We start from the raw sequence: 15,939 nt of genomic DNA on the forward strand, positions 1-15,939 counted from the left end.
GGGGGAGATTAGCCGGCGCGTCCGGTTTCGCTAATCTCCAGCGCAAGGCGGTCTGAACATGGGCCACGACCGCTTTCCTCTTGGTCAGCGCAAGAACGCCAAGTCGATGCGCCGCGCGATGACCGATGCCGAGCTGAAACTCTGGAACGAGTTGCGCGCTCACCGGCTGGGAATGAGCTTCAGGCGGCAAGTGCCCATCGGACCCTACATTGTCGATTTCGCATGTTCGGCATATCGCCTCATAATCGAGGTTGATGGCAGCCAGCATGGTGATGCGGAACACTCTCGGCGGGACGAGGAAAGAACTGCCTATCTAGCTGCCGGAGGCTGGACCATTCTGCGCTTCTGGAACGACGACGTGATCCGCGATATCGACAATGTCTGCCAGCACATCGTCATCGTGGTCGGCCTTGCCGATGCGCCCGCGCCACAAACGGAGGAGTTCGTCCCGTGATCGATCATCTTGGCATCAATGTTTCCAACTTCGGAAAGTCCAAGTCCTTCTACGACAAGGCGATGGCGCCGCTGGGGGCTTCGCTGCTTTACATGGTGCCTGAGCAATATACCGGCGGCGCCAAGGTTGGCGGCTATGGTCGCGACCGGCCGGTGTTCTGGCTGAGCGACAGCACGGACAAGCCGAAATCCACCCAGCATGTCGCCTTTACCGCCCGCAGCCGCGCCGAGGTCGATGCCTTCCATGCGGCTGCACTTGTCGCCGGCGGCAGGGACAATGGCGCGCCGGGCCTGCGTCCACATTATCACCCCAACTATTACGGCGCCTTTGTCTTCGATCCCGACGGCAACAATGTCGAAGCGGTTTGCCATGACCCGGAGTAAACCCATGACCCGGAGTAAGCCGATACCCAGGAGTGAGCGATGAGCCTCGACAACCGGCCGGTCTATACAGGTGGCTGCCAGTGCGGCGCCGTGCGCTTCCGCGTCGAAGGCGCGCTGGGAGACGCCTCGGTCTGCCATTGCCGCATGTGCCAGAAGGCGAGCGGCAATTTCTATCTGCCGCTGGTCTCGGTGCGCGGCGCTACGCTCGACTGGACGCGCGGCGAGCCGAAACGCTTCCGCTCGTCCAATGCCGTCCGGCGCGGCTTCTGCGCCGAATGCGGCACGCCGCTGACCTTCGAGGCGCCGGATGGCATCGCGCTAGCGATTGCCGCCTTCGACGACCCGACCGGCATCGCGCCCACCATCCAGTGGGGCGTCGAAGCAAAGCTTCCCTATGTAGACGGCATCGCGAAACTGCCGTCCGAGGAGACGATGGGCGATATCACGTCCGCGCCTTACCTCGCCGAGCTCGTCTCCTATCAGCATCCCGATCACGACACCGAGCAATGGCCGCCGGAGGAAAAACCATGACCGATCAAGTTCGAACCGGCGGCTGCCAGTGCGGCGCCGTGCGCTTCCGCGTGCACGGCAAGCTCGGGCGCCCGTCCATCTGCCATTGCCGCATGTGCCAGAAACAGTTCGGCAATTTCTTCGGCGCGCTGGTGACGGTGCCGAAGGACGGCGTCGAGTGGACCCATGAGGAGCCGAGCTATTTCCAGTCCTCGGTCAACATCGACCGCGGCTTCTGCGCCCGCTGCGGCACGCCGCTGACCTACCGCCAGCCCGGCTCGCTGGAGATCGCCATCGGCGCTTTCGACGACCGCTCCGACCTCGCACCGCAGATCCAGGTGAATTACGCCGTTCGCCTGCCCTGGGTGGAAAAGATCTTCGAGGCGCCGATCCTTGACGACCCCGACTTCTATCGGCGGCAGGAGCAGATCATCTCCTTCCAGCATCCCGACCACGAGACGGCCAACTGGCCGCAGCACGGTTTGAAACTATGACGATCCACGGCAGTTCGTTGTGTACGCTCTATCCCGAGATCGAGCCGTTCGAGTCAGGCATGCTCGATGTCGGCGACGGTCACACCGTCTATTGGGAGCGCTGTGGCACCAAGGGCCGCAAGCCCGCCGTGTTCCTGCATGGCGGTCCGGGCGGCACCATCTCGCCGAAACACCGGCGCCTGTTCGACCCGAAACTTTATGACGTCATCCTGTTCGACCAGCGCGGCTGCGGCAAGTCGATGCCCAACGCCTCGCTCGAGGCCAACACTACCTGGCATCTCGTCGCCGATATCGAGCGTCTGCGCGAGATGGCGGGCTTCGACAAATGGCTGGTGTTCGGCGGCTCCTGGGGCTCGACCTTGGCGCTCGCTTATGCCGAGACGCATCCGGAGCGCGTCAGCGAGCTCGTCGTGCGCGGCATCTACACGCTGACCCGCGCCGAGCTCGAATGGTACTATCAGTTCGGCGTCTCGGAGATGTTTCCCGACAAATGGGAGCGGTTCCTGGCGCCGATCCCCGAGGCCGAGCGCGGCGACATGATGGCCGCCTATCGCAAGCGGCTGGTCGGCTCCGACCGCAAGGCTCAAGTTGAGGCCGCCCGCGCCTGGAGCATCTGGGAAGGCGAGACGATCACGCTGCTTCCCGAGCCCGAGACCAGCGACCAGTTCGCCCAGGACGACTATGCGATCGCCTTCGCCCGCATAGAGAACCACTATTTCGTCCATGCCGGCTGGCTGGACGAAGGGCAGCTTTTGCGCGACGCCTGGAAGCTGAAGGACATTCCCGGCACCATCGTCCACGGCCGCTATGACATGCCGTGCCCGGCGAAATATGCCTGGGCGCTGCACAAGGCCTGGCCGAAGGCGGATTTCCACCTCATCGAGGGCGCCGGCCACGCCTATTCGGAGCCCGGGATTCTGGACCGGCTGATCCGGGCGACGGATCGGTTCGCGGGGAAATAGTGATGCACGTTCGCGGCTCCACGGTGAAGGAGCGCGGGATTTCGAGCTACTGCCATGACAAAGCAACGCCTCTACCTCTTCGACACGACCCTTCGCGACGGCCAGCAGACGCCGGGCATCGACTTTTCTGTCGAGGACAAGATCGCGATCGCCAAGCTGCTCGACGACTTCGGCATCGACTATGTCGAGGGCGGCTATCCGGGCGCCAACCCGACCGACACGACCTTCTTCCAAAAGAAACGGACTGAGAGCGCGAAATTCGTCGCCTTCGGCATGACCAAGCGGGCGGGGGTCTCGGCCTCCAACGACCCGGGGCTGGCGGCGCTGGTGCAGTCGAAGTCGGATGCCATCTGCTTCGTCGCCAAGAGCTGGGACTATCATGTGCGCGTCGCGCTCGGCTGCACGAATGAGGAGAACCTGGACTCGATCAAGACCTCGGTCGAGACGGCAGTCGCGGCCGGCAAGGAGGCCATGGTCGACTGCGAGCATTTCTTCGACGGCTTCAAGGCCAATCCGGGCTACGCGCTGGCCTGTGCGAAAACCGCTTATGATGCCGGCGCGCGCTGGGTGGTGCTGTGCGACACCAATGGCGGCACGCAGCCTTCGGAGGTGCAGGAGATCGTTGGGAAGGTCATCGCCGGCGGCATCCTAGGCGATCATCTCGGCATCCACGCCCACGACGACACCGGCCAGGCGGTGGCGAATTCACTCGCCGCCGTCGAAGCCGGCGTGCGTCAGATCCAGGGCACTCTGAACGGCATCGGCGAGCGCTGCGGCAATGCCAATCTGATCACGATCATCCCGACGCTTTCGCTGAAGCCCGCCTTCGCCGACCGCTTCGAAACCGGCATTTCGGCCGAAGATCTGACGGGGATATCCAGGCTCTCCCGCGCCTTCGACGAATTGCTCAACCGGGCGCCGGAAGCGCAGGCACCCTATGTCGGCTCCTCCGCCTTCGCCACCAAGGCCGGTATCCACGCCTCGGCCCTGGCCAAGGAGCCGGCGACCTATGAGCATGTGCCGCCGGAAGCCGTCGGCAACCGCCGCCGCGTCATGGTCTCCGACCAGGGCGGCAAGGCCAATTTCCTCGCCGAGCTGAAGCGGCGCGGCATCGACGTGCCGAAGGACGATCATCGGCTCGACGCGCTGATCGCCGTGGTCAAGGAGCGCGAGGCGGAAGGCTATGCCTATGAGGGCGCCGACGCCTCTTTCGAGCTGCTCGCGCGAAAAATGCTGCACGGCCTGCCGGAGTTCTTCAACGTCACGTCCTTCCGCTGCATGGTCGAGCGCCGCTTCGACGCCAACGGCAATCTGAAGACCGTCTCCGAGGCGATCGTGAAGGTGGAGGTCGACGGCGAGGAGAAGATGTCGGTCGCCGAAGGCCACGGCCCGGTCAACGCGCTCGACATCGCGCTGCGCAAGGATCTCGGCAAGTACCAGAACGAGATCGCCGATCTCGAGCTCGCCGATTTCAAGGTGCGCATCCTCAACGGTGGCACCGAGGCCATCACCCGCGTCCTCGTCGAATCGCATGATTCCACCGGCGCCCGCTGGTGGACGGTCGGCGTGTCGGAAAACATCATCGACGCCTCCTTCCAGGCGCTGATGGATTCGATCGTCTACAAGCTGATGAAGAACCGCGACATGGCGGGATTGGTGGCGGCGGAGTAGGCCGCCGCCCTTCCTCGTCCCCAAAGTGAGGCGAGAACTGGGACCTCCTTGAACCATCACCAAAACTCCGTTGATCCATCATGATTTTGTGATGGTCTTGGGCGCTCCGCTGGGCCATAGCGTTAGGCCATGGTCACCGCTACAGCCGATCTCGATCAGGATGCCAAGGCCCGCCGCGGGTTCCTCCTGGCGCTTGGCGCCTATTTCCTTTGGGGGCTCTTACCCTTCTACATGAAGGCGGTGGCGCATCTGCCGCTTGCCGAGGTGATCGCCAACCGCGTCGTCTGGTCGGTGCCGATCGCGGCGGCGGTGCTCATCTGGGCCGGCCGCACCGCCGATTTCAAGGCGGCGATCCGCTCGCCGAAGAGCCTTGCCATGGCGGCGCTGACGGCGGTGCTGATCTCGATCAACTGGGGTATCTATGTCTGGGCGATCGCGGTCGACCGCACCGTCGAGACCGCGCTTGGCTACTATATCAACCCGCTGGTCAGCGTCGTCGTCGGCGCCGTGCTGCTCGGCGAGCGGCTCGACAGGCTGCAGATCGCCGCAGTAGCGCTCGCCACGATCGCGGTGACGGTGCTCACAGTCGAGGCCGGCAAATTGCCATGGGTATCGCTGGCGCTCGCCTTTTCCTTTGCCGCCTATGGCTTCTTCCGCAAGACGCTGCCGATCGGCCCGAGCCAGGGTTTTCTGCTCGAGGTGCTTTTGCTCTCGGTGCCGGCGCTTGGCGACATCGCCTACCTGATCGCCACCGGCCAGGATCATTTCATCTCCAGCAGCGGTGCCGACACGGCCTTGCTGATCGGCTGCGGTCCGGTCACCGCGGTGCCGTTGCTGCTGTTTGCCTTCGGCGCCAGGCTGCTGCGCCTGTCTACCATCGGCATCATGCAATATATCGCGCCGACCATGGTGTTCCTGATCGCCGTGCTGATCTTCGATGAGCCGTTCGGCACCACGCAGGCGATCGCCTTCGCACTGATCTGGACGGCGCTGGCGATGTATTCATGGTCGATGTTCAGGGGCCGCGAGGTCCGCCCGCCGGCGCCCGCAACAAGATAGGCAAGCGCAACGTTCTCCGTCTGAGATTGCGTGACCAGGGGAAGGGGCGTCAGATGTACGTTCTGCATATCGGCAACAAGAACTATTCGTCCTGGTCGCTGCGGCCATGGCTGCTGATGCGCGTCCTCAACATTCCGTTCGAGGAGCGGCTGACGCCGTTCCCGACCGGGCCGAGTTTCGAACTCTACCGACAATTCTCGCCTAATGGCCGGGTACCCTGCCTGGTCGATGACGGCTGGGCGGTCTGGGATTCGCTCTCGATCGTCGAATACCTGGCCGAACGCCACCAGGGCGTCTGGCCGGCGGAGGCGAAGGCGCGCGCCTGGGCGCGCTCGGCCGCCGCCGAGATGCATTCGAGCTTTACCGCGATGCGCAATGACTGCCCGATGAGCTGCGGCGTCCGCGTCCAGCCATTGCCGATGTCCGGCGCGCTGAAGCACGACATCTTCCGCTTGGGAGACTTGTGGAACGATGGCCTTGCGCGTTTCGGCGGGCCGTTCCTGGCCGGCGACCGTTTTGGTGCCGTCGATGCCTTCTTTGCCCCCATCGCATTCAGGGCGCAGTCCTATGGCCTGATTTTCGAAGGCGAAGCGGCTAACTATCCGCAGCGGCTGCTCGACCTCCCGGCCATGCGCGAATGGTACGCGGCCGGACTTGCCGAGACGTGGCGCGAACCCGGCCACGAAGCCGAAGTCCAGGCCGCCGGCACGATCGTCGAGGATTTGCGGGCAACCGCCTGAAGCGCTACACGCGCCCCAGCCGTCGCACGACCATATAGATGATGCCGGCGATGACGACCGAGATCGTCGTCACCGCCCAGAATCCCAGCGGCGTGCCGACCAGCGGCAATCCGCCGACATTCATGCCGAACAGCCCGGAGATGATGGTCATCGGCAACAGCACCGCCGTCATGACGGAGAGGATATAGAGCAGCTGGTTCGACTGCTCGGTCAGCTTGGCCATCAGCTCGTCCTGCAACAGGCGCGTGCGCGCCTGCAGTTGTTCGCCGTCGTGATGCAGCGTGTGCGCCCGATGCGAAAGCCATGTCGTTGATGGGGTCGGGCAGTTCGTTGCGATGCGAATGGTCGAGATGGCGGAAGAGGCTGGTGAGCGTCGCCATCTGCCGGTGGATCAGCACCAGCTGCCGGCGCGCGTCGACCAGCGCCTGGCGCTCATTGTGCCATGCATCGCACACGATGCGATCCTCGATTCCGTCGAGCGTGTCGCCCATCTTGCCGAGCTCGGCCGCCATGCCGTCGAGCGACTGGCCCATCACCGCCTCGATCAGCTCGGCCGGCGAGCGGAATTTTCGCGTGCCGCTCTCCACCAGCTTGCGGATCTTGTCGACCGATTCCAGCGGCTGCTTGCGGGCGCCGACCAGCATCTTTTCGTTGAAGCCGAAACGGAAATGCGTGAGCCCGCGCGCCTCGGCAAAATCGTGCCTGAGGTCGGGCAGGTCGCCATAGAGGAAGTCGTCCTCGAAGTCGATCTGGCAGCCATGGCTGGGCGACAGGAAAGCATCGCGCACCGCCGCCGGCAAGGCCTGCTCGGCGCCGATCTCCTGGCGGGCGCGCATGTCGGTGATCTGGTAGCTGCGCCAGCTCCAATGCGCCTCCGCTGGATCCTTGGTGCGGCTCCCATCGGCCTTGAAATGGTAGATGAAGAACAGCCCGTGCTCGTCCGGCAAATAGGGCGAGAGGTCGGTGCCTTCGGCGGGGGAGGGCGATGTTCATGGCGGCTGCGCCGGCTCTTGATGTGGTCAGGGGCCGCGGAGGCGGCCTCGGCAAACCTACCATGGCGGTTGCCGCCTGGTGTGACAGTTTGGTGACTTATGACTGCAGCTGCTCTCGCTCTCGACAGGGCTGTCCTATCGTTTGCTCGTTTGCCGAACGGGTTGCGCAGCCGGTAGCGGTGCGGTCAAACGGAAGCTCGCTTCATCCGCCTATGCCGTGGCCAGCCATTTGCGTGACGCCGCGAAGGTCCTGAAGGACTTTGCGTCCATCGGGCGCCCGAATGCGTAGCCCTGCAGGATGTCGCAGCCAAGCTCTTTCAGGATTCGCGCATGTTCCATCGTCTCGACGCCTTCCGCCACGACCCCGATGCCTAGCGATTTGCCGATCTCGATGATGGACGACACCAGCCGCCGCTGCGCCGCCGAGCCCGTTATCGGCGTGACGAGCTGTCGGTCGATCTTGAGACGGCGCGGTTGCAGCTTGAGCAAGCTGACGACGGACGCATGGCCCGTGCCGAAATCGTCGATCTCGATGTCGATCCCGAGCTCTTTGATGTGCTCGATGTTCCAGGCGACAAGCTCGTCATTTTCGTCCAAGAAAATGGATTCCACGAGCTCGAACGAGATGGTTCCCTCCTTGATCGCCAGCATGCGCAGGCCGTTGATCAAGTCTTTGTCCTCCAGCCTTCGTGCTGAGACGTTGACGGAAAAGCGCGGGATGTTGAGGCCGTCGCGCGACCAGCGCTGGAAATTCTCGAGCGTTTGTTCGAGGATCGTGCGGTCGATCAGCGAGACCACATTCAATTCCTCGGCCACTTTGAGGAAGATGTCGGGGGCGAGGAGGCCGCGCCGTGGATGGCGCCAGCGCGACAGCGCCTCGACGCCGACGATCTCGAGCGTCTTGGCATCGAACTGTGGTTGATAGTAGGCGATGAATTCGTTGCGCTCCAGCCCGCCGAGGATCTCGTCAGCGGTCTGCTTGGTCCTGACGATCTCGCTCTGCAGCTCTTCGTTGAAGAACTCATAACGGTTGCGACCGCGGCTCTTGGCTCGATAGAGCGCGAGATCGGCGTTGACCAGCAACTGCTTCGCATCGACGCCGCTAAGCGCCGCAATCCCGATGCTGACCCCGAACCGGCATTGGTGGCCTTTATAGTCGACGGGCTGACGCATTTCTTCGATGATACGGTCCGCTAGCGCGGCGAGTTCATTGTCATCGCGCCCCTGGCACACCACAACAAACTCGTCCCCGCCGATGCGCGCCACGAAGTCGCCTGCCCGGACGTTGGCTTTGATGACCTTCGAGGCGTGCATGAGCATGGCGTCGCCCGCCGCATGGCCGAGCGTGTCGTTGATGTGCTTGAAGCGGTCGAGGTCGAGATGCAGCAGCGCAGTGCGATCCTCGGGCGAACTGGCCAGCATCTCGTCGAGGTAACGGCGATTGGGTAGGCCTGTTAGCGAATCGTGCAGCGCCACATGCTCGATGCGCGCCTTGGCGGTCTTGAGTTCGGCATTCTTCGATTCCGACAATTGCCGTTCACGCACCAGATTCTCGTTGAGCAGAACGTCGCTGGTCACGTCCCATTCGGCCCCGACCATCTTCGGCGTGCCGTCGCTGTCCTGGAAGTAGCTTGCGCGCGCGCGCACATGGCGGACGGTGCCGTCTGGGCGAAGCAGTCGATACTGCGAGGAGTAGGGACCTTTTGCAGCCACGGCAAGGTCGAACTCGCGCTGTGCCCGCGCGATATCCTCGGGGTGGATCGCCAGTGCCCAGTCGTCATAGCCGCGCGGCTTCCCGTCGGCGGGCTTGCTGTAGATCTCATTGACGCGATCGTCCCACAGCAGCTCGTCGGTGACGAGGTCTTGCTCCCACACGCCGATGCCTGAAGCCTCCAGAGCTAGTTCCAGCCTCCCGGACAGGCGCCTCAATTCGGCATAGTTTTTCTGCCTTTCGCCGAACAGCCGTCCGGCCACCAGGATGGGCAGCACCACCAGCACAGCGGCGAGCGCCATGAGCGCCTGCAAGACTCGCTCGTTCTTCGGCACGGTCGGCCAACCGCCCTTGGGAATTGCCGAAATCTGCCAGGAACCGAACGGTAGCTGCACTTCTGCCGTCACCGGATTGTTCTCGACGATGTCGGCGCTACCGAAGAAGCGCTGGCCGCCCCCGCCAAGCGCGTCCTTTCCGGTAAGCGCCACGTCTATGTCGAGATCGGGGTCGGTGAGTCCGCTTGCGGCGTAGAGCCGATCGATGTCGATAGCCGCCGAGACAAGGCCCCAGAAGCGATCGCCGCCCCCCGCCGTCGGTACGAAGACAGGGATCCGGCCGATGAAGGCGCGCCCGCCCTGCCTGAGGTCGACGGGACCGGCAAGCACCGATATGCGCTGGTCGCGCGCCCTAAGTGCCGCCAAGCGTTGCGCCTCGTTCTTGCGGTAGTCGAGCCCGATCGCCTTCTCGTTGCCCTCCATCGGATACATCATCGAAATGACGAGATCGGGCGCGCCGCCAATGTTGCGCAACTGCGATTTTTGCTTGAAGAGATTGGCAGCCAGGGAGGCAAATCTCTGCTGGCCCATATAGGGCTCGGTGACGATGGCCGCGACGAGGCCCTGAACCAGCTGGAGATTGCCGTTGATGTTTCCTTCCAGCTTGGCGCGGATGATGTTGACCTTGTAGAGGACGTCGGCGCGCGTGAGTTGATCGGAAACCCTTTTGTTCTGCTGGTCGACGAAGATCGCGCAGATCAAGAGCACGACGAAAGCAATCGCCGCCGGCACGTTGGCGGAAGAAAAAACGGCCTGCCTGATACGGCCGATGTTGAAATTTGTCGCGGTCAATTCAACCCGAATAGCTTTCCTGGACGACGCTCCGTCGATCGGAGGACGACGCGCCATCGATCGGAGTTAAAGGAAAGTGCTTAAATTAGAACTTCCATGCCCGCCTCAAGGTGCGCCATTCGCGGCCTGGAGGCTTGCCTTGAGCCAACAAACTCAAGCCATGATTAACGCCGGCTAACTGGGCCGTTCATTCCACAAAAATCGCGATCTTCCGTTGCCAAAAAATTCTTCCGCGTCCCGGGAATAAAGCCCGGGCCTTCCGGGTCTTGGCTGTAGCGGGGCCATCCTCCCAAGGCACGCATCAACCAACCGGAAGGACTACGCATATGAACAGAACCGCTTTTGCCGCAGTCGCCATGCTCGTTGCCACCGGCAGCGCCTTCGCCGGCAGCGACCACTTCTCCGGGACAAATGGCGGCCAGCAGGCCGTCGCCATCGACACCACAACCACCGCTTCCCTCGCGAAGCCCGACATGGACCGCCTCGCCATGAAGCCGGCGGCCAGGATCGCTGCGGAAGAGCCCGGCCAGGGCATTTGGGGTCGGTAGGCAGGCGGGACCGAAAGGTCCTCGCCCAGGAGTAGGGACTACAGGTCCCGATCCCAGGCGGGACCGAGGTCCTCGCCCGGGAGTCGGGACCAAAGGTTCTGATGCCGGTGTGAGGAAGGCACGCCTCGCCTCGGGTCAACGACCAGACGTCCCGATCTCCCCGGCGCCGGCCGGTCTTCAGTCGGATCGGCCGGTTACGGTTTCCGCAGCCGGCGGAGGGCAGCACTGGGCCCTCCGCCATTCTCTCACGCCGCCTGAAACTTGAAGCAAACGCGCAAGCCACAAGAGGAGATTTCTGATGTTCAACATGACACGCCGCATGGTGCTCGGTTCCGCCGCCGCCGCGGCCGCCTTCGGCATTGCCGGCAAGCTGGAATTCGCGCCCGCGGCTCACGCCGAAACCCCGGTGGAGCCGCTGGTCGGCTTCTACAAATACAAAGTCGGTTCGCTTGAGGTCACCGCCGTCTATGACGGCATTTGGCGCAAGCCCCACGACCCGGCCTTCATCAAGGGCGTGTCGGTCGACGACACCAAGGCAGCGCTTGCCAAGGCGGGGCTGACCACCGAGTTCATGCCGATCCCGCTCACCGTCGTGGTGCTCCAGATGAACGGCCGCACCATCATGATGGACGCCGGCTCCGGCGTCGGCCAATGGCAGGCCAACGCCACGCATCTGCCGGCCAACATGAAGGCGGCCGGCATCGACTACAAGGCGATCGACACCATCATGATCTCGCATTTCCATCCGGATCATGTCTGGGGCCTGATGGAAAAGGGCACCAACAATCCGGTGTTCCCGAATGCCGAGCTGATCGTTAACGCGACCGAGTACAATTGGTGGACGGATCCGAGCCGCCTCGCCAAGCTGCCCGAGGGCCGCAAGCCGGCGGGCAAGCGCATCGCCGAGAACTTCCCGAAATGGAAGAACTGGAAGCTGGTCGACGACGGCACGGAAGTGGTGCCCGGCATCCGCATCATGGCGGCGCCCGGCCACACGCCCGGCCATTCCGTCTACCATGTCGACGCCGGCTCAGAGCAATTCCTCGTCTCGGCCGACACCATGTACGTGCCGGCGCTGCTCGCCCCGCATCCCGAATGGCAGGGCAGCTACGACCAGGACGGGCCGATGGCGATCGCCACACGCCACAAGATCATCGACCAGGTGATTGCCGACAATATCCGCATCTGCGGCTCGCACTTCCCGTTCCCTGGCACAGGCAGCTTCGTCAAGGACGGCAACGCCTACGCCTTCACCCCAACGCAGATCTGATCTGAATCGGATCCTGAAGAGAAAGCGACATCTCCCATGAAACACGCACTTTTCGCGGTGCTCGGCGCCATTGCGGTCTTGACCGCGGCCCCGATCGCCATCGCCGTGCCGGCCTATGCCGTGGACGACATCGAAGGCGCCGACGCGCCGGACCTGACGGCGGTGAAGGCCAAGATCGAGGCCAAGGATTACAAGGGCGCGCTAGCCGACCTGCGCGACCTGGCGCAGGACAACCAGCAGGCCGACGTCTACAATCTGCTCGGCTTCACGCTGCGCAAGACCGGCGACTACCAGACCTCGCTGACCTACTACACCAAGGCGCTGGAGCTGCAGCCCGATCATAAGGCCGCGCATGAATATCTGGGCGAGCTCTATGTCGAGACCGGCGACATGGCCAAGGCGAACGAGCAGCTCGCCTCGCTGCAAAAACTCTGCCCGGCGGGCTGCGAGGAGCTTTCCGACCTCAAGCAGGCCATCGACACCAAGGTGACGAAGTAGCTCGACCTGTTTCCTGGTCCCCACAAGGTGGCGGAGAACTGGCCGCGGAGCGGCCGGAGAGGGGCTTGGCACTGACCTTGCCCCGAGTGCCGACTTTTGGGCGCCACGGCGGTAGCGTGCCCGAAAACCGGAGCCGGCGTTCCTCTCCCTCGCGCCGGCTCCGACCTTTCAACCTCGAGCACTTGCAGGCGCACGTCCATCGGCGTGGCGCCCCGCTCATACCAGATGCCTGTTTTCAAAGACCGGAGCCGACCATGACACCGATCGAACTTGCCGAAAGACTTCACGCCAGGGACGTCGTCCTGCTTGCCGGCCGCCTGCTTCTATCGCTGATCTTCGTGCATGAGGGTCTGCAGTTGGCGACGCATTTCGAGGGCGCTCAGAAGGCGATGGCCGCGGTCGGCGTCAGCACGCCGCTGCTTTTGGCCACCATCGCGCTGCAGCTTGGTGCCGGCCTGTCGGTGGCGCTCGGCATCCTGGCGCGGCTGGGAGCGATCGGACTCGGCCTGTTCTGCATGATGACGGCCGGCCTATTCCACACCAGTTTCGCCAGCCAGAACGAATTGCTGCATTTCGAGAAGGACCTGGCAATCGCTGGTGGCATGTTCATCCTGGCGCTCGCCGGTTCGGGCAGGCTGTCTGTCGACAGGGTGCTGGCTGGGTTCGCAAGAGACACCAAGATCGATCCGCCCATCGAGCAGCATCCGTCGGTGGGGGAGACGAGCTTGCCGGTTTGAGGCGCGGGTCCGCGTGAGGTGAGGGCGGCCTTACAACACGCTTGTGATCCCGCCATCCACCAGCAGCGTCTGTCCCGTCACGAAGCTCGCCGCATCCGAGGCCAGGAACACCGCTGCGCCCGCCAGTTCCTCCACAGCGCCCCAGCGCCGCATCGGCGTGCGGCCGGTCAGCCATGTCGAGAATTTCTCGTCGGCGACCAAGGCGGTGTTGAGCTCGGTCTTGAAATAGCCGGGCGCGATGGCGTTGACGCGCACGCCATGCTGGCCCCATTCGCCGGCCATCGACTTGGTCAGCATGGTGATGGCGCCCTTGCTTGCCGCGTAAGGCGCGATCGAGGGGCGGGCGAGCACGCTCTGCACCGAGGAGACGTTGATGATCACGCCCCTGCAGCGCGAAATCATGCCCTTCACCGCGGCGCGGCTCACCTTGAACACGCCGTCGAGATTGGTCGCCATCAGCGCGTCCCAGTCGGCATCGGAAAAAGTTTCGAGCGGCGCGCGGCGCTGGATGCCGGCATTGTTGACCAATATGTCGATCGGGCCGGTGCCGGCTTCGCTCGCTGCGATCGCCGCGCCGACCGACTGCGTGTCGGTGACGTCGATCTCGGCTTCCGCCACGGTGTAGCCGTCGGCGCGCAACCGATCGCCGGCGGCCTTGAGCTCGTCGGCCTTGCGGCCGCCGATGGTGACGCGCGCGCCGGCGGCGGCCAGCGCCTCCGCGAAGGCGAAGCCCAACCCGCGGCTGGCGCCGGTGACGAAAGCATGCCTGCCTTCGAGGCCGAAGAGACGGCCGAGATAATCAGTCGAACGCAAGTTGCACCTTCATCGATTGGGATTTGTCGCAGGCCAGTTCGAAGGCTTTGCGGGCCTCGGCAAGCGGCAAAGTATTGCTGAGCAACGGCGCGACGTCGATGCGGCGGGAGCCGATCAGGTCGACCGCGAGGGCGAATTCCGTGTCGAAGCGGAAGCTGCCTTTCACCTGGATTTCCTTGGTGACGATCATCGAAATGGAAAGCTCCGCCGTCGCGCCCTGGCCGACGGTCACCAAGGTGCCGCGCGGCTTGATGATAGGCAAGGCGCTGGCCACCGTGGCGCCCTGGCCGGCGGCCTCGAAGACGACCTCGAAATACCCGTTGTTGGCGGCATAGCCATCCATTGCCTCGGCATTGGTCGCGACATTGATGGTGCGGTCGGCACCGGCCTTGGCGGCGTATTGCAGCGGCTTGTCCTGCACGTCGGTTACGACGATTTCGCGCGCGCCGGCAAAGCGCGCGGCCAGCACCAAGAGCGTGCCGATCGGCCCGGCGCCCATGATCAGCACGCGGCTGCCATAGACCGGCGCCTGGGCGACGGCATGCAGCGTCACGGCAAGAGGCTCGGCGAAGGCGCCGGCGGTAGGGTCGGAACCCTTCGGCAGCGGCACGGCGTTTTCGGCGCGGCAGACGAGATGCTCGGCAAAGCCGCCCTGCACATGCGGCGTGCGCATCGCAGATCCCAGAAAGCGCATGTCGAGGCAGTGAATCGGCTCACCCGTGCGGCAGAAGGCGCAGATGCCGCACGGGTTGGCCGGATTGACGGCGATCGCCGTGCCGACCGCCGGTCCCGAAACGCCGGCGCCCAGCGCCTCGACGCGACCGGCGATCTCGTGGCCGAGGATCATCGGCTCCTTCATGCTCACGGTGCCGAAGCCGCCATGGCGGAAATAGTGCAGGTCCGAGCCGCAGATGCCGCCGCGGGCAACACGCACCAGCACCTCGCCGGGACCGGGCGAGGGGACTGCTCGCTCCTCGACATGGAGGTCGAGTGGCCGGCGCAGCACCACCGCGCGCATGGAGGATATTGGCGACAAACCGGCTCTCCGCTGCTTCGCCCTGAAATTCTCGATCCTCCAGTTAGCAGGAAAGCGACGCTTGTTGAAAACAATTCATCTGATAAATCGGATAAAATCCGCAGCGCCGATAATTAGTCGGTGCGTCGATCGCCGGCGCGTGTAACACTGTCGTGAAGACTCTGAATTGGGCCGGGACAATGGCAGGCAATCAGACCTCGTCGGTGACCGATGAGATAACCAACATTCTCGGCCGCGAGATTCTCGGCGGGCTGTTTCCGCCCGGCGCGACACTGCTCGGCGAGGAGGAGATTTGCGCCCGCTTCGGCGCCAGCCGAAGTGCTGCCCGCGAAGCGGTGAAGATCCTGTCGGCCAAGGGCCTGCTGCTCACCCGCCCGCGCCGCGGCTCGCGCATCCGCCCGCTGAAGGACTGGAATTTCCTCGACCCTTCGGTGCTGGGCTGGTTGCGCGCCAGCGCCACCCCGCGCCACTTCATCATCGAGCTTCTGGAAGTGCGGTTGGGCTTCGAATGCGAGGCCGCGGCCCTTGCCGCGAGCCGCAACAAAGCGGACGAGATCGCCGCCATCCGCGAGGCCTTCGAAGCGATGCGCGCGGCATCCTCGGGCCAGGGCGATCCGGTCTTGTCGGACGCCGCCTTCCACGAAGCGGTGCTCGCGGCCACTGGCAACCGCTTCTTCCTGCCGCTCTCGGCGCTGATCCATACCGCCCTGCAATACAGCGTGCCGACCACCAACGCGCTGTTCGGCCATCCGGTCGGCGACCTCGATGCGCACGGCAAGGTGCTGAGAGCGATCGAGGCCGGCGACGCGGCCAGGGCGCGCAAGGCCATGCACGATATGCTGAGCGAAGTGCTCGCCCGCGTACGCACCGCCGTCGAGTTGACCGGTGTCACCTAAGCCAGTCAGGGAGGCGCGCCGTCACCAACCAGTGCCCG

At 64.1% G+C, this 15,939-nt stretch carries 17 protein-coding genes and 1 pseudogene; 13 read left to right on the forward strand and 5 right to left on the reverse strand.

Translation table 11 applies throughout. The features are described 5' to 3' along the window. Nucleotides 1-58 precede the first annotated feature (58 nt). From LB528_RS26780 to LB528_RS26815, 8 genes are all read left to right on the forward strand, one after another. Nucleotides 59-454 carry an endonuclease domain-containing protein gene (locus LB528_RS26780; protein ID WP_224716905.1) on the forward strand — a complete coding sequence of 132 codons (396 nt, stop codon included), beginning with the start codon at nucleotides 59-61 and terminating at the stop codon, nucleotides 452-454. Further along, nucleotides 451-837 carry a VOC family protein gene (locus LB528_RS26785; RefSeq protein WP_224716906.1) on the forward strand — a complete coding sequence of 129 codons (387 nt, stop codon included), beginning with the start codon at nucleotides 451-453 and terminating at the stop codon, nucleotides 835-837. Before LB528_RS26780 ends, LB528_RS26785 begins: the two co-directional genes overlap by 4 nt. A 39-nt stretch (nucleotides 838-876) precedes the next feature. Beyond that, the gene (locus LB528_RS26790; protein WP_224512492.1) at nucleotides 877-1,368 is read left to right on the forward strand and encodes a GFA family protein; all 492 of its coding nucleotides are present in this window, start codon (nucleotides 877-879) and stop codon (nucleotides 1,366-1,368) included. Further along, a complete protein-coding gene (locus LB528_RS26795; protein WP_224512493.1) occupies nucleotides 1,365-1,841 on the forward strand; it encodes a GFA family protein in 477 nt (158 codons plus the stop codon). Before LB528_RS26790 ends, LB528_RS26795 begins: the two co-directional genes overlap by 4 nt. After that, nucleotides 1,838-2,803, forward strand: coding sequence for a prolyl aminopeptidase (gene pip, locus LB528_RS26800; protein WP_224716907.1), 966 nt, complete (start codon nucleotides 1,838-1,840; stop codon nucleotides 2,801-2,803). Before LB528_RS26795 ends, pip begins: the two co-directional genes overlap by 4 nt. A gap of 54 nt (nucleotides 2,804-2,857) precedes the next feature. Continuing rightward, nucleotides 2,858-4,474 (forward strand): citramalate synthase, encoded by a 1,617-nt coding sequence (cimA, locus tag LB528_RS26805; RefSeq protein ID WP_224716908.1) that lies wholly within the window; start codon nucleotides 2,858-2,860, stop codon nucleotides 4,472-4,474. A gap of 129 nt (nucleotides 4,475-4,603) precedes the next feature. After that, nucleotides 4,604-5,533 carry an EamA family transporter RarD gene (rarD, locus tag LB528_RS26810; protein WP_224716909.1) on the forward strand — a complete coding sequence of 310 codons (930 nt, stop codon included), beginning with the start codon at nucleotides 4,604-4,606 and terminating at the stop codon, nucleotides 5,531-5,533. 53 nt (nucleotides 5,534-5,586) lie between these two features. Next, nucleotides 5,587-6,273: a glutathione S-transferase gene (locus tag LB528_RS26815; protein WP_224512497.1), complete on the forward strand. Its 687-nt coding sequence runs from the start codon at nucleotides 5,587-5,589 to the stop codon at nucleotides 6,271-6,273. 4 nt (nucleotides 6,274-6,277) lie between these two features. Here LB528_RS26815 and LB528_RS30315 read toward each other — a convergent pair whose 3' ends face one another. From LB528_RS30315 to LB528_RS26825, 3 genes and pseudogenes are all read right to left on the reverse strand, one after another. Then, a complete protein-coding gene (locus LB528_RS30315) occupies nucleotides 6,278-6,511 on the reverse strand; it encodes a CorA family divalent cation transporter (RefSeq protein ID WP_263487492.1) in 234 nt (77 codons plus the stop codon). 136 nt (nucleotides 6,512-6,647) lie between these two features. Continuing rightward, nucleotides 6,648-7,109, reverse strand: a pseudogene (locus tag LB528_RS30320) (CorA family divalent cation transporter); the annotation flags it as partial. 366 nt (nucleotides 7,110-7,475) lie between these two features. Continuing rightward, nucleotides 7,476-10,073 carry an EAL domain-containing protein gene (locus tag LB528_RS26825; RefSeq protein WP_224716925.1) on the reverse strand — a complete coding sequence of 866 codons (2,598 nt, stop codon included), beginning with the start codon at nucleotides 10,071-10,073 and terminating at the stop codon, nucleotides 7,476-7,478. Between the two features lie 356 nt (nucleotides 10,074-10,429). On the opposite strand from LB528_RS26825, the gene LB528_RS26830 reads away from it, so the two are divergent. From LB528_RS26830 to LB528_RS26845, 4 genes are all read left to right on the forward strand, one after another. Beyond that, a complete protein-coding gene (locus LB528_RS26830) occupies nucleotides 10,430-10,651 on the forward strand; it encodes a DUF680 domain-containing protein (RefSeq protein ID WP_224716910.1) in 222 nt (73 codons plus the stop codon). Nucleotides 10,652-10,949: 298 nt separating this feature from the next. Beyond that, nucleotides 10,950-11,921 carry an MBL fold metallo-hydrolase gene (locus LB528_RS26835; RefSeq protein ID WP_224716911.1) on the forward strand — a complete coding sequence of 324 codons (972 nt, stop codon included), beginning with the start codon at nucleotides 10,950-10,952 and terminating at the stop codon, nucleotides 11,919-11,921. Nucleotides 11,922-11,957: 36 nt separating this feature from the next. Continuing rightward, the gene (locus LB528_RS26840; protein ID WP_224512505.1) at nucleotides 11,958-12,419 is read left to right on the forward strand and encodes a tetratricopeptide repeat protein; all 462 of its coding nucleotides are present in this window, start codon (nucleotides 11,958-11,960) and stop codon (nucleotides 12,417-12,419) included. A gap of 254 nt (nucleotides 12,420-12,673) precedes the next feature. Beyond that, on the forward strand, nucleotides 12,674-13,156 hold the full coding sequence (locus tag LB528_RS26845) for a DoxX family protein (RefSeq protein ID WP_224512506.1): 483 nt from the start codon (nucleotides 12,674-12,676) through the stop codon (nucleotides 13,154-13,156). Nucleotides 13,157-13,186: 30 nt separating this feature from the next. Here LB528_RS26845 and LB528_RS26850 read toward each other — a convergent pair whose 3' ends face one another. Together LB528_RS26850 and LB528_RS26855 are read right to left on the reverse strand one after the other, a co-directional pair. Continuing rightward, entirely contained in the window at nucleotides 13,187-13,969 is a 783-nt protein-coding gene (locus LB528_RS26850; RefSeq protein ID WP_224716912.1) for a glucose 1-dehydrogenase, read from the reverse strand. Further along, nucleotides 13,956-14,987: an L-idonate 5-dehydrogenase gene (locus LB528_RS26855; protein ID WP_224716926.1), complete on the reverse strand. Its 1,032-nt coding sequence runs from the start codon at nucleotides 14,985-14,987 to the stop codon at nucleotides 13,956-13,958. Before LB528_RS26855 ends, LB528_RS26850 begins: the two co-directional genes overlap by 14 nt. A gap of 197 nt (nucleotides 14,988-15,184) precedes the next feature. Between LB528_RS26855 and LB528_RS26860 the strand changes: the two genes are divergently transcribed. Beyond that, nucleotides 15,185-15,901 carry a FadR/GntR family transcriptional regulator gene (locus tag LB528_RS26860; protein ID WP_224512510.1) on the forward strand — a complete coding sequence of 239 codons (717 nt, stop codon included), beginning with the start codon at nucleotides 15,185-15,187 and terminating at the stop codon, nucleotides 15,899-15,901. Nucleotides 15,902-15,939 lie beyond the last annotated feature (38 nt).

Source organism: Mesorhizobium sp. CA4, assembly GCF_020165075.1.
Lineage (GTDB): Bacteria > Pseudomonadota > Alphaproteobacteria > Rhizobiales > Rhizobiaceae > Mesorhizobium.